The 13764-nt window shown below is 69.7% G+C and carries 10 protein-coding genes and 1 pseudogene; 3 read left to right on the plus strand and 8 right to left on the minus strand.

Translation table 11 applies throughout. The annotated features are described in order from the left end of the window. Window positions 1-19 precede the first annotated feature (19 nt). The 3 genes and pseudogenes from ACQP2F_RS32235 to ACQP2F_RS32245 form a co-directional block, all read right to left on the minus strand. A pseudogene (locus ACQP2F_RS32235) lies at window positions 20-421 on the minus strand (GTPase HflX); the annotation flags it as partial. 140 nt (window positions 422-561) lie between these two features. Further along, window positions 562-1389: a formate/nitrite transporter family protein gene (locus tag ACQP2F_RS32240; protein ID WP_433294099.1), complete on the minus strand. Its 828-nt coding sequence runs from the start codon at window positions 1387-1389 to the stop codon at window positions 562-564. Between the two features lie 71 nt (window positions 1390-1460). Further along, entirely contained in the window at window positions 1461-2009 is a 549-nt protein-coding gene (locus ACQP2F_RS32245; RefSeq protein ID WP_433294101.1) for a hypothetical protein, read from the minus strand. A 172-nt stretch (window positions 2010-2181) separates the two neighbouring features. On the opposite strand from ACQP2F_RS32245, the gene ACQP2F_RS32250 reads away from it, so the two are divergent. Beyond that, window positions 2182-3294, plus strand: coding sequence for a carboxylate-amine ligase (locus tag ACQP2F_RS32250; RefSeq protein WP_433294103.1), 1113 nt, complete (start codon window positions 2182-2184; stop codon window positions 3292-3294). Between the two features lie 234 nt (window positions 3295-3528). Then, window positions 3529-3753 (plus strand): preprotein translocase YidC, encoded by a 225-nt coding sequence (locus ACQP2F_RS32255; protein WP_433294105.1) that lies wholly within the window; start codon window positions 3529-3531, stop codon window positions 3751-3753. Between the two features lie 166 nt (window positions 3754-3919). Here ACQP2F_RS32255 and ACQP2F_RS32260 read toward each other — a convergent pair whose 3' ends face one another. Further along, on the minus strand, window positions 3920-5344 hold the full coding sequence (locus ACQP2F_RS32260) for an arabinofuranosidase catalytic domain-containing protein (RefSeq protein ID WP_433294107.1): 1425 nt from the start codon (window positions 5342-5344) through the stop codon (window positions 3920-3922). Window positions 5345-5743: 399 nt separating this feature from the next. Between ACQP2F_RS32260 and ACQP2F_RS32265 the strand changes: the two genes are divergently transcribed. Then, window positions 5744-7384 (plus strand): cellulose binding domain-containing protein, encoded by a 1641-nt coding sequence (locus ACQP2F_RS32265; protein ID WP_433294110.1) that lies wholly within the window; start codon window positions 5744-5746, stop codon window positions 7382-7384. Window positions 7385-7441: 57 nt separating this feature from the next. Here the strand turns inward: ACQP2F_RS32265 and ACQP2F_RS32270 are convergent, their stop codons facing one another. From ACQP2F_RS32270 to ACQP2F_RS32285, 4 genes are all read right to left on the minus strand, one after another. Next, window positions 7442-8875 carry an RICIN domain-containing protein gene (locus ACQP2F_RS32270; RefSeq protein ID WP_433294111.1) on the minus strand — a complete coding sequence of 478 codons (1434 nt, stop codon included), beginning with the start codon at window positions 8873-8875 and terminating at the stop codon, window positions 7442-7444. Between the two features lie 17 nt (window positions 8876-8892). Continuing rightward, window positions 8893-10530 carry a cellulose binding domain-containing protein gene (locus tag ACQP2F_RS32275; protein ID WP_433294114.1) on the minus strand — a complete coding sequence of 546 codons (1638 nt, stop codon included), beginning with the start codon at window positions 10528-10530 and terminating at the stop codon, window positions 8893-8895. 242 nt (window positions 10531-10772) lie between these two features. Further along, window positions 10773-12575: a ricin-type beta-trefoil lectin domain protein gene (locus ACQP2F_RS32280; RefSeq protein ID WP_433294116.1), complete on the minus strand. Its 1803-nt coding sequence runs from the start codon at window positions 12573-12575 to the stop codon at window positions 10773-10775. 35 nt (window positions 12576-12610) lie between these two features. After that, a complete protein-coding gene (locus ACQP2F_RS32285; protein ID WP_433294118.1) occupies window positions 12611-13624 on the minus strand; it encodes a LacI family DNA-binding transcriptional regulator in 1014 nt (337 codons plus the stop codon). Between the last annotated feature and the right edge of the window lie 140 nt (window positions 13625-13764).

Raw genomic sequence — 13764 nt, forward strand, 5'->3', positions numbered from 1 at the left:
GTTCCCGAAGGCCGGCGGCCCGGCGGCGAAGCCGGCGACGCTGCACCTCGAGGCGCATCTCACCGGGCCCGCGTACACCCATGCCGGCCCCACCCACCACGCGGCCGCCACCGACCCGCGACATCGCCCGGCCGGCGCCGCGCAGCCGCGGCAGCTGGTACGCGATCTGGGCCAGCTCGACCTGCAGACGCCCCTCGCCGCTGCGGGCAGACTGGGCGAAGATGTCGAGGATCAGCGCTGTCCGGTCGACCACCGGCACGCCCAGCCGGTCGCTGAGGTTACGCGCCTGACCGGAGCTGAGCTCACCATCGGCGATCACCACGTCGGCGGCCTCGCGCTCCACCGTGCCGGCCAGCTCGGCGACCTTGCCGGAACCCAGGTAGGTGGCCGCGTCCGGATGCTGGCGGCTCTGCACCACCATGTTTCGCACGGTCAGGCCGTCGGTGTCGGCCAACCGCCGTAGCTCGCGCAGCGAGGTATCGGTGCCGGGCGCCCCTCCTCGGCCGGTGGTGCCGGCGCCACCGCGATCAGCGACGGTGGCATGTCGATGCCTTGCTGGAGTCAGCCGGCGCGGCGGCGTTCCTCCGCGATCCGGTGTGGCACCCGCACCAACCGCAGGCACGCCACCAACCCGACCCCGCCGACGACATTGCCGACAACCGAGAACGCCAGGGCGCCCAGCCAGTCCAGATAGCCGAACGGCGCGCCGGCGATCAGCGCCGCGAACATCAGGATCGAGTCGAGCACGCAGTGGAACAGCTGCCCGCCGGCCAGCAGCGCGCCGAACAACAGCGCGGGCACCAGCCGTACGCCCAGGCTCTCGGTCGAATGCTGCATGCGGGTCATCAGCGTGATCACCATCCCGGCCAGCACCGCCAGGCAGAACGAGCGAAGATTGACCCCCAGCTCGGCGTAGTGCGCGCCGGCCAGCACGGCGGTCGGGTGGAGCTCGGGGAAGGCCTGCATGATCAGCCAGGCGACCAGCCACCCGCCGGCCAGGTTGCCCAGCAGCGTCACTACCCACAGCCGGGCCAGCCCGCCGAGCGTGCCGTGCCGGGCGACCACCGCGGTCACCGGCACCAGGAAGTTCTCGGTGAACAGCTCGCTGCGGGCCAGCACCAGCGCGACAAACCCGATAGCGAATGCGAGGCCGGCCAGCACCGTCGACCCGGTGGCACGGTGCACGATCAGATAGGCCAGCACACCCGTGCCGATATCGATCCCACCCACCAGGCCGGTGACGGTCAGGCTGGACCACGGCCGGGCCAGCCGCGTGGACCCTTCGTCGACCAGCAGATCGAACGCTTCCTCGAGCTCACGCTCGGGTTCGTCCGGCGGCTGACTGATCCCGGATCCCGGTCTTCCCGTGCTGCCGGTGGAGGAGCTCATCCCCGCCGACTGCCCGCAACGCGCGGCGCTATTCCCCCGGGCCCACGATTGCTCGGACGCGTTGCTGATGATCAGCGGCTGAAGCGGGCGAGGAAGCCCTTCTTCACCTCACTCGCTCGCTGCTGCTCTCCGGCCAGCGAGCTGACCACGATCAGCGCACCGGTGAGCGCCGGGACGACCCATTGCAGCGCGGACAGCTGCTTCTGCGCCTTCGCCACGTCACCGGGCGTGCTCGCGGCAGGCTCGGTACCGGCCAGTGCCGGCACCGACTCCTCCTGGGCCACCTTCCGGCCAAGCACCCGGCTGTATCCGGTGACGGCCAGCGCCGCCGCGGTCAGTCCGGCCTTCGCCAGCGCGGTCGAGCCGGCGCCGCGCTGAGCGACCAGCCGTGACCGGTTGCCGACGAGTTCACCGACGCTGCCGATCAAGTGCGCGCCGATGGCGGTCGCGTTCACCGGCGTCCACTTGTTCCACCCGGTGTTCACGACGCGGCCGGTGCCGTTGGCCGTGTCCGCCTGCGCGGATGCCGGATTCAACGCGACCGCGTTGGCCAGGGTGCCGCCGAACCAGGCAGCCAGACCGACATCGTGCAGGGATCGGGACAGTGTGTCTTTCGCCAAGGGGTCCTCCGTACTCGATGAGGTGTTCGGCCAGGGCTACCCCACCATCGGTCCGCTACACCGGTCGGGAGCCGCGTTCTCCTTATCCACCATGTCGGACAAATACGTTATTGTTTTTGCCGCAGGGTACTCGGGACGTCGTCCGGGAGGCTGCGCGAACGGGGACGTTTCCATGGGCAATCATCGATGGCCCGAGGCCCCGACCGTCGGGGTCGAGGAGGAGTTTCTCCTGATCGATCCGGGCACGGGAGAGAACGTGGCCGTGGCCGACCGGGTCCTGACCGCGCTGCCGGACGAGGCGCGCGCTCAGAGCCGGCCCGAGTTCCGCCGCAGCATGATCGAGATGGTGACGCCCGTGTGCTCCGGGCTGTCCGAGGTGCGCGACACGCTGATCCGGCTCCGCCGGGAGGCCGGCCGGGCCGCCCAGAGCATTGGCGCCCGGCTCGTCGCGATCGGCGCCACCCCGGTCGCCGAGCCGACGCGGACCGTGCCCGACGACCCGCGCTACCAGCACATGGTCCGCCGCTACGGGCCGATCGCCGAGGATCCCGCCTGCTGCGGGTGCCATGTGCACGTCGGCGTGCCTGACCGGGAGCTGGCCGTGCAGATCTGCAACCACCTGCGGGTGTGGCTGCCGATGATTCAGGCCATGACGGTGAACTCACCGTATTGGGAGGGCGCGGACACCGGCTACGGCAGCTGGCGGTGCGCCCAGCTCGAACGCTGGCCGAGCATGGGCCCGACTCCGCTGTTCGCGGACGCCGCCGAGTACGACGCCACGGTCGATGAGATGATCACATCCGGGACCGTTCTGGACCGGCACATGGTGTATTGGTATGCCCGCCCGTCCGACGCCTATCCCACCGTCGAGGTCCGGGTGGCCGACGTGTGTCCCACCGTGGATGACGTGCTGTTACTCGCCGGCCTGATCCGCGCGTTGGTGGTGACGGCGGCCGACGACGTACGGGCTGGGGTACGCGCCCGGCAGGTACGCGACTGCCTGCTGTCCGCGGCGCACTGGCATGCCGCCCACGACAGCCTCGACGGCACGCTGGTCCACCCCGGCCGCAGCGGCGCGCGGCCGGCCTGGGACGTGATCAGCGACCTCGTAGCGGCGGTCACCCCGGCGCTCCACCGGCTCGGCGACGACCGGCTCGTCCACGACCAGCTCGACCGTCTGCGCCGGCAGGGAACCGGCGCCGCCCGGCAACGGCGGGTACGCCGTGACGGCGGAGACCTGGGCACAGTCCTCACCGCCATGGCGGCCCAGACCGTCGGTGACTGATAGCCGGCGATGATCGCCTTCGCGGTGTCCAAGAGTGACATCCCCACGTCCGCGGCCCGCACCGGATGGCGGCACAGGCGTTCTCGGCGGTGCCCACCAGCTGGCGCTGGCGAAACGCACTCTGCCGGGTGCCAGCGAGCGCAAGCACACGAGCACCCCTCCGGACACCGTTCGATCGGGCACCGCAGCACCACGCCCGGCATGGACTGCTCAGGCAGGGGTACGCGCACGGTCATGACGACGAATGACGGCGATCGCGACGGGCAGCTGCCTGTCGACCCGGTGGACAAGCAGGAAGAAGGTGCCCCGGCGACTCAGGCCGAGACCGACCGCCGACCGGGCGGCATGCCGGAGAGCGACATCGTCACCGAGGCGGACGGCTCCGGTATGGCGGGCGGCTCCTCGGGAAGCAGCGGTGGCGGCTCGAGCATGCCGGGCCATCCCGACGGTGTCCGCTGATAGGCCGACAACTACTTCCCCGGCGGCGCGCTTCGGTCGATTCGCCGGATCACCCCCGCGGACCGCCTCGTTCAAGTCCTGGGCGGCGCGTCCGGGTGTCATCCGATCGCCTTGGAGGCGAAGCAACGCGAAGAGACTCCTCTCCCTGGGACGCACGGAGACGGGATCATCGGTAGCCGGCGGTGACGATGCCGGCCTGGACGGCGTTCTCGGTCGCGTCGCTCGGGTAGCCGGAGACCATGGCGCCCTCGTAGAAGGTGCCGGTGCTGAGGTTGGTGTTGGTGGCGCAGCAGTCGCCCCCGCTGCCGAGGATGATCGCGCCCTGCTTGCGCATCGGGCTGTACCCGCGCGGGAGGGAACCGTCCCACAGCGTGGCGAGCGAGCCGGACTGGGCGTTGCTGCCCTTGATGGCGAATCGCGAGGTGCCGTTGTTCTTCAGCATCGCGGTGACGAACTTGCTGGAGAACGCGCGCTGGTTGGGGTTCCAGGAACTGCTGCCGCCGGGGTACAGGCCGTACTCGAGGTCGGCCTGGACCCAGGGACCGGAGCCCGAACATCCGCCGAACCAGCAACTGGTGCCGAAGTAGATCGCGTCCATCGCGCCGGCGCCGTCCGCGCGCCGGGTGGTCTCGCTGTTGCCGTAGTCGAAGCAGCAGCCGCTGTTGACGTGCGTGCCGCTGGTGACCATGTACATGCCCTCGGGCGCGCTGCCGGTCGGTATGCCGGTGGCCGAGCCGTTACGCCAGTAGCTGTTGCCGGGGTTGATGTAGAGCGAGTAGACCTTGCTCCCGCCGACCGTGACCGTCTCGCGCGTGGCGCCGGCCGCGGTGTCGGCGCCGCCGACGCCGCCGGGGCCCTGGTAGCCGAGGTTGTTTCCGCGCCCCGACTGGTCGTAGATGACGGTGATGACGCACGAGGTCCCGCCGCAGAACGAGTCCTGCGTCGCCGCGTCGGCCGGGCCGCCCCGGCTCACCACGCCGATGTCGCGAGTGGCGTTGTCCGACGAACGGCGCACCTGGTACAGGGCGCCGGTGTACGCGGCGAACAGCGCCCGGGTCGTGCTGTGCGCGGCCACGCACGGCGTCCCACCGGCGGCGTAGAGGTCGCAGGGCAGGCCGGCCGGCGGCGGGCTGGTCGTCGGGGTCGGGGCCGGGGTGGCCGACGACGTGGTCGGAGTGGGCGTGGCCGGCGCGCCGGTGCAGGCCACGCCGTTGAGCGTGAAGGCGGACGGAGCGGGGTTGCTGCCGGTCGAGGCGCCGTTGAAGCCGAAGGCCGTGGTGCCACCGGTGGTGAGGGACGCGTTGTAGCTCGCGTTGGTCACGGTGACCTGCGCACCGGACTGGCTCACCGTGCCGTTCCACAGCTGGGTGACGGTCTGACCGGCGGTGAACGACCAGGACAGCTGCCAGCCGTTGATCGGATCGCCGAGGTTGGTCACGGTGACCGAGGCACCGAAACCACCCGGCCAGGAACTGGTGACCGCGTAGTCGGCCCGGCAGCCGGCTGCGGCCTGCGCCGGTGCCGTCGTCGTGGCGATCACCCCCGCCGTGAAGGCCAGCGCGACGGCGAGGAGCAAGGCTCTGGTTCTCATGACGTCTCCCCTGCTGGGTGCGGATTCCGGCGCGGGACCCACAACCAAACGGTAACGGGAGCGCTCCCATACATTCAAGGCGGTAATTTGGTTAAAGCCCTTTCCGGCTTATAACGACTTTTCAGCAATGGATTTCGCCAGTATTTCTCTCTTGACGACGCGGATGCTATCTGAATATTTTAGGAAAACGTTTTCCGTCTTGCCATCCCGGGCCCCGCACGACGGCGCCCGTCATATCCGCATGCCGTTTTCCCGGCGGACCAGTCCCGAAGGCGGCGGAATGCGCCGCTGACGTTGCCGGCCGGACCTGGCCGTGGCCATCGCCCGGCGCCGGGCCGGCCGGAAGCGCCGCCATCCTGACTGCGATGGCGGCTCCGCTCGAAGAGGAAAGAGAGCATGATGCGAACTGTCCCGGCACCGATGCGGCGGCCGTTCCGCCGGACCACCGCGGTGGCCTCGGTAGTGGCACTGGCCGCCGGGCTGGTGTACTCCGGCTCGATGACGAACCCCGCCGCGGCGGCGGCGGCCGCCAACACGCTCGTGGTGAACGCCGGTCAGAATCTGCGCCCGGTGACCCATGTCGCGACCGGAAGCCTCTACGGACTGGCGAACGCGACCCAGCCGTCCGTCGCCCTGGCCCAGGCGATCAAGCCGAACGCCTTCGTGCAGATGCCGAAGGGCGGCAAGCAGCAACCCACCGGCGACATCTCGGTGGTGGCGCCGACCGCGGTCAGCGTCGGCGCCAAGCTGGTCAACCGGCTGTCCGACTACTACGCCGGCTGGCCGTACCAGTTCAGCTGGAGCACTTGGACGCCGTTCGTGAACTCGCAGATCGCGGCGATGAAGTCGTCCTCGTACTACAACAACATCTCCGCGTACGAGCTGTGGAACGAGTCGGACAACACCTGGAAGTCGGCCAACGGAACCTACGAGAGCTTCTGGACCACGACCTTCCGCCAGGTCCGCTCGCTCGACGCCACCAAACCCATTCAGGGCCCGAGCTTCTCCGACAACATCAGCGACATGGAGAACTTCCTGCGCAACGCGGTCGCGACCAACACCGTGCCGGACGTCCTCGCCTGGCACGAGCTGATCAGCTCGTCGAAGATCGCCGGGGACGTGGCAAAGGTCCAGGCGCTCGAGGATCAGCTGGGCATCAGCCGGCGGCCGATCGCGATCGAGGAGTACGCGGCGCCGAGCGAGGTCGGGCTGCCCGGACCGCTGGTCGGCTATGTCGCGAAGTTCGAACGTCTGGGCATCCGCGACGCCGAGCTGGCGTTCTGGAACCAGTCGGGCGCGCTGGGCGACCTGCTGACCGCCCGCGGCGGAAGCCCGAACGCCGCGTACTGGATGTACACCTGGTACGGCGCGATGAGCGGCACCATGGTGGTCACCACCCCGCCCGCACAGACCGGCATCGACGGGTTCGCCGCGGTGCCGGCCGGACGTGACCAGGTCAGCGTCGTGGCCGGCAACTGCAACGGATCGTGCGCGGTGACAGTCAACGGCCTGGACGCGCTCGGGTTCGGCGGCGCCGTCTCGGTCAAGGTCGAGCAGACCGTGTCGCAGGGGCGGACCGTCGCCTCCTCCGGCCCGAGCACGATCTCCACCTCGGTCGCCACGCCGGCCAACGGCACGATCACCGTGCCGATCACGATGGCCACCAACAACGCCTACCGCATCACCGTCGCACCGGCGGGCGGCACGACCACCCCGCCCACGACGCCGCCCACCACCCCGCCGGCCGGGTCCGGCTGCGTCGCGTCGGTCACGGTGAACCAGTGGAACGGCGGCTTCGTGGCGACGGTACGGGTCACCGCCGGTTCCACGCCGCTGAACGGCTGGACGGCCGGGGTCACCCTGCCCGCCGGCGCCGCCCTCACCAGCACCTGGAACGCCACCGCCCAGGGCAGCAGCGGCGCGGTGAGCTTCACCAATGTCGGGTACAACGGCAGCGTCCCGGCCGGCGGTTACACCGAGTTCGGCTTCCAGGGCACCGGCGTCGGACCGTCGGGCACGCCCACCTGCGCGGCCCGATAGAACGACTCCGGCCGGGCCGCCCATGGCGGCCCGGCCGAGTCCTCATGTGCGGTCGCCTCATCCCGCGGCGACGATCTTCCAGCGCTGGTTGGCGCTGGTGGAGTCGCTGTACTGACCGGCGGCGGCGCCGTTCGCCGTACGCCCCATGCCGTCGAGGTAAAGGCCGGTGGCCCGGTTGCGCAACCGCACGGTGTTCGCGTCGGTGAGCACGCTCCACTGCTGGTTGGCGCTGGTCGAGCCGCTGTACTGCCCGGCGGCGGCGCCGTTGACGGTACGGCCCATGCCGTCGAAGTACAGACCGCTGCTGACGTTCCTGATCCGGACGAAGGTGCCCGAGTTCTCGATCACCCATCGCTGGTTGGGGCTCGCGCCGGCCGGGCCCTGAGCGATGTCGCTACCGGCCGCGGTACGGCCCCAACCGTCGGCGTACAGCCCGGTGGCGGTGTTGACGATGCGAACGGTGGTGGTGCCGCCGGTGCCGATGCCCCACGAGTACTGCAGCCGGTTCAGCCCGGACGCGTTCGTCAGCGTGAGGTTGAGGTTCGATCCGCTGCCCGTGCGTCTGGTCAGGCTGTACCAGTCACCGTCGCGCAGGCCGGGCCAGTAGACCCCGCCGACGCCGAGCTCGCGCAGTTTGCCGCTGACACCCCGGATGTAGTCGGCGAAGAACGAGCCGCTCGGGATGCTGTAGTCGATGGTGTCGTAGGAGACGCCGTTCTTGCTGCCGGGGCTCATCGGGGCGCCCCACTCGGTGGCCACGGTCCGCGACGCGTACCCGCCGATGGAGCTCGCGATGTGGTTCGCCCACGAGGTCTCGTCCTCGTAACCGGCGAAGAACGAGTAGTCGTGCACGGCGAGCAGGGTCCCGTCCAGCCGGCTGTCCTGGCCGACCGCGGCGACGTTCTGGGCGAGCCCGGCGCCGTCGAGGATGACCCGGCCGCGAGGCACGTCCGGGTGCCGGGCGAGCCAGCCGCTGTAAAGGTTGTTCAGATCGGGCGTGGAGTAGCCGTACGGCTCGTTGATGATCTCGAAGTAGGCATTGCTGTTGCCGGCGTACCGGGCCACCACGGTGTCCCACATCTGGTCGTAGGCGGCGACGCTCGCGGGGCGGCCGTTGCCGTGCGCCCAGTAGGCCAGGATCACCTTGCCCCGGCTGAGCGCCTGGTCGATGGCGCCGGTGTAGGTGGTCCAGTACGTCGCCACGGTCGGCTCGTTGATCGGCATGCGGACGGTGTCCGCTCCGGTGATCGAATACAGCTGCCCGACGACCCGCTCGGCGACGACGGCGGCGGAGGCGTACGTGTCGGTCGAGCCGAGGCCCGACACGTACAGGACGCCGTCGACGAAGTTGTCGCGCTGATCGGCCCAGTTCACCCCGTGGAACTGCGAGGTGCCGGCGTACGCCCGATGCTGAACCACGGTTGTTCCGGCGAGCGCCAGCACGGCGGCGAGCAGGATCCGGAGCGTACGCCCGGAAGTTGACGCGCACATCTCGGGGCTCCTCCCGATCAGGCGACTGCGCAGCTGCTGCCGTTCAAGGTGAACGAGGTGGGGGCCGCGGCGTTGCCGGTGTGGGTGGCCTGGAATCCGATGGTCAGGGACGCGTTCGGTGCGAGGTCGCCGTTGTAGGAGACGTTCCTCGCCGTCACCTGGCCCGAGCTGGGCGAGTAGGTGGCGTTCCAGCCCGAGGTGATGGTCTGGCCATTCGGCAGCGTGAAGCCCAGGGACCAGCCGCTGATGGCGTTCGTGCCGGTGTTGGTGATGGTGATGGTGGAGGTCAGGCCGGTGTTCCAGGCGCTGAGCGTGTCACTGACCCGGCAGCTTCCGGCGGCCGGCGGCGGAGTCGGCGGGCTGGACGACGGCGGGGCCGACGTCGGCGGAGGCGAGGTCGGCGTGTCAGTCCTGCTGACCCGATAGACCACGGTGCCGTGGGACGGGACGCCGGCCGAGATGGTGCCCGTGGTGGTGCTGGTCGCGTTGCTCCACACGTCGCGCAAGGTGAACGAGCTGCCCGGCATGCCGATCGTCGCGGCCGTGGTGCTGATCGTGGTCGTACTGCCGCCCTGGTTGAACAACGCCACCGCGACGTCCCCGTTGGCCAGCTTCTTGGCCAGCACCCGCCGGGTACCGTCGTTGGACACCTGCGTCGCCTGCGCCGCCAGGCTGTCCTGGTCGATCGCGATCAGGTTCGCGTTCTTCAGGATCGTCTGCGTCGCCGAGGTCATCGACCGAACGTCGTTGCCCGCGATCAACGGCGAAGCCATCATCGCCCACAACGCGAAATGACTACGCTGCTCGGTGTCGGTCAGCCCGCCCCGGCCGACCTCCATCATGTCCGGATCGTTGAACGCCCCGGGCCGGGCATTACCGGCCAGCGGCACCGTGACGTTGACGATGTTCTGAATACCCATCGGATACCCGTTGGTCTGGCCGGTGTCCCACTTGTTGGTGATGTCCTCCGTGGTCCGCCACATGTTGGCCACGTCGCCCCAGTTCCGCTGCGGACCCGTACAGCAGTGGAAGCTGTTCGGGTTGATGCTGTACACGATCGGCCGGCCGGTCGCCGCCAGCGCATCCCGCATCTTCGCGAAGGTGGTCACCTGGTCGTTGATCGTGCCGCTGCCCGAGCAGTAGTCGTATTTGAGGTAGTCCACGCCCCACGCGGCGAACTGCCGGGCGTCCTGCGCCTCATGACCCTGGCTGCCGGTCGACCCCGGGTAACCGCCCGTGCCCTGCGCACACGTCTTGGCCACCGGCACCTCGTACAGGCCGAACTTCAGGCCCTTGCCGTGCAGGTAATCCCCCAGCGACTTCATCCCGCTCGGGAACCGCGACGGATCACCCTGCAAATTACCGGACGAGTCCCGGTTCGGGTTGAACCAGCAATCGTCCACGACGACGTACTTATATCCCAGATCACTCATGCCGGACGAGACAATGGCGTCCGCCATCTGCCGGATCAACGTCTCATTGATATTGCACCCGAAGGTGTTCCAGCTGTTCCAGCCCATCGGCGGCGTCCGGGCGACGCCATTCTCCAGGGCCTGGGCGGAGGGCGCGCAGAGGGTGAAGGCGGCCCCGGCGGCCAGCAGTGAGCCGATCGTCAGCCCGGCGGCGACAAGCCGGCGACGCGTCCAAGAAGTCATGTGGGTTCTCCAGGTGCGGGCGGATTTCCGCACGCTCAGCGGCGAATCGCCGGTGGTTGGTGATGGCAGCCGGCGCCCGGAGGACGCGGATTGGCGCATGAGGACCTCGCAGAAGGACACAGCGCTGGGAGCGCTCCCATCGAGATTTGCAAATATTGCCAGAGGATTTCCGGCGTATCAAGCCTTGGCCAGACCGCTTTTCGTAACGCCTTTTCAGCGAAAAAATCGCCGCCCGGCGGGTCTCAGGCGCGCGTGCTCCACTGCTGGTTGGAGCCACCGTTGCAGGACCAAAGAATGATCTTCGTGCCGTTGGCCGTCCCGGCGGCGGTGGCGTCCAGGCACAGTCCCGACTGCTGACCGGTGATCGTGCCGTTGGCGTTCACGTTCCAATGCTGGTTGGCCTGGCCGTTGCAGTCCCAGATGATGACCGCGGTGCCGTTGGCGGTGCCTTGGCCGTTGGCGTCCAGGCACTTGTTGCCGTACACCTGCAATTGCCTGCCCGAGGTGTAGGTCCAGCGCTGCGAGGCGCCGCCCGTGCAGTCGGCCAGCTGGGTCTGGGTGCCGTTGGCCGGGGAGCCGCCGGGCACGTCCACGCAGCGGCCGGACTGGCCGCCGACCAGTTCGACGCCCGGCTGACCACCGCCGGTGGAAGCCGGGGTCAGGTAGACGGCGAAGGCGTCGTGCGAGGCCTGGAAGGTCAGCGGCACGGTGATCGCGCCGCCGTTCACGGTCATCGTCTGGTTCAGCACCACCAGCGGCGCGCTCAGCGTCGCCTGATCGGGAATCCGGTCGACGGTGACGGTGACGCTGCCGTTGCCGGCCAGCCAGCTGCTGGCCGACAGACCGGTGAAGGTCACCGTCGCGCTGCCGGTGTAGCCGTTGCTGTCACCGACGATCGCCACGGCGCGACGGTTGGCGCTGTCGATCGACGCGGAGATCGCGGTGCTGCCGACCTGCCCGGAGGTGTTCACCAGGGTGCCGGTCATGTCGGCGTACGACCGCATCGCCCACCAGTTGCCGCTGGTGGTCCAGGTGCCGTTGCTCGCGGTCAGGATGCCGGTGAGGTTCGGGGTCATGCAGCAGACCCAGTTGCCGCGCATCGCGTTGGTGTACCCCGACTGCGCGAACCGGGCCAGGTACCACGCGGTGACGCCGGCGGTCTGCCGATCGGCGGGCTGGTACTCGTTGGCCGACAGCGGCCGGGCGGCGATCCCGGCGGCGGACAGCTGGCTGTTGAGCGCCTGCGACACCGCGACCGGGTCATCGACGTCGCCCTCGTCGTGGTTGGTGATCCAGTCCGGCACGGTGCCGGCGGACTTGACGTGGTTGAGGAAGGTGCTCCATTGCGCCGGCCGGGCCAGCGGCGTGTAGGCGAACGACGGGCCGGCGATCTGCGCGCCCGGGGCGACCTTGCGCAGTTCCCGGTACGCGGTGTCCCACATCTGGAAGTACTGGGTGGTGTTGACGCCGGCCTTCCAGAAGGCCGAGATGTCCGGCTCGTTGTCGATGTCGTACGCGAACGGCAGCCCACTGGCCTGCAGCGCGGCCACTGTGGTGTCGATGAAGGTCGCCCAGTTCGAGCAGTTGCCGTTGTCGCACGGGTAGACCGTGTTCGACGGCTGCCCGGCGTTGAGGCCGTACAGGTCGCTCAGCAGCACCTGGTACTGCGGGTGGCTGCCGACCTGGTTCAGCCTGCGAGCCTGCGCGATGATCGAGGTGATGTCGGCCTGGGTGGCCGCGCCGTACTGGTAGTTGTCCTTGATCCAGCCGCCGGAGAACCACCCGCCGCCCCGGAAGGCGTTGAGCTTGAGCGGCTTGATGTGCTGGTCGGCCGGCAGGCTGGCGTCCTGGTTGATCCCGTAGAGGACGCCCTCGCCGACCAGCGAGGACGCGCCCCGGCCGGCAGCCAGGTCGACGCTGAGCGCCTCGTTGGTGGCGGCCTGGCCGGTCCCGGCCACGGTCAGTGGGGCGGCCGCGGCCAGGGCCATGCCGAGGGCGAGCGCGGCCCGGGTCGCGAGCCGTCGGACTGTTCTTCTCTGATGCATCGAGGTCTCCGGTGGCGAGTCGACGGCGCACAGGGTCAGCGGACGGGTGCCGGCCCGGTGCTGTCCCTCAGCGAGATAGGCGGCGTGAGCAGCAGGTGACGGGGGGCGCCGTCCGGGGTGGCAATCCGTTCGAGGAGCAGTTCGACGGCGTGCTTGCCCATTTCCAGGGTGGGAATGTCGGCGGCGGTGAGCTGGGGGCGGAAGCCTTCCGCCCAGTGGCGGGCGGCGACGCCGGCGAGGGACAGGTCGTGCGGGACGGCGAGGCCGGCCCGCTCCATGCCACGCTGGATGCCCGGCAGCGCGGCCTCGTTGATGGTGACGATCGCGGTGATCTCGGGGTGCCGTTCGTGGAGCTGCTCGAAGCACTCCTCGCCGGCCGCCGGGTCGTCGGCACAGGGCAGGTGGGTGCCGGTCAGGCCGCGCCGGGCGACGGCCTCGCCGAAGCCCGCCTGAGCGCGGTGCGCCGGCCCGTAGCCGGCCGCGACCAGCTCGGTGGACCGGTTGATCAGCGCGATCTCGCGGTGCCCGAGGTCGGCGAGATGGTGCGTGCACCGGGCGACCAGCGTGGCGTAGTCGACATCGACCCAGCACGTGCCGTGCGGGTGGGCGGTGCGCCCGATGGTGACGAACGGCAGCCCGGCCCGTTGCAGCCGAGTGACCCGCTCGTCCTCCAGCCGGATCTCCATCAGGATGACCCCGTCGACCCGGCGGCCGGAGATCAGCCGCTCGAACGACCGGTCGTGGTCCCCGCCCGAGGGCGACAGCAGCACGTCGAGGTCGGCGTGGGCGGCGGCCTCCACGACGCTGGCGACGAAGCCCAGCTGCATGTCGGTCAGCAGCAGGCTGGCCGGGGGGATGACGAGCCCGAGCGTGCGGGTGCGGCCCTCCTTGAGAGCCCGCGCGGCCGCGTTCGGGCGGTAGCCGATCTCGTCGATCACGGCCTGGATGCGCTGTCTGGTTCCCGGGCTGACCGCGCGGCGGCCGCTCAACGCGTACGACACCGTGCTGCGCGACACCCCGGCCCGGCGCGCTATCTCCCCGATGTTCATCGCCACTCCGCCTGAGTCATGGCCCGGCCGGGCCGGCTGCGAACCGGGAGAGTGGGGAGACGGTCGAACCGATTCGTTGGACAACATAAATAGCGACACCCATCGATGTCAACTGGTAGCGCGTTTCGACCGGCCGCTAC

Source organism: Actinoplanes sp. CA-030573, assembly GCF_050951115.1.
Lineage (GTDB): Bacteria > Actinomycetota > Actinomycetes > Mycobacteriales > Micromonosporaceae > Actinoplanes.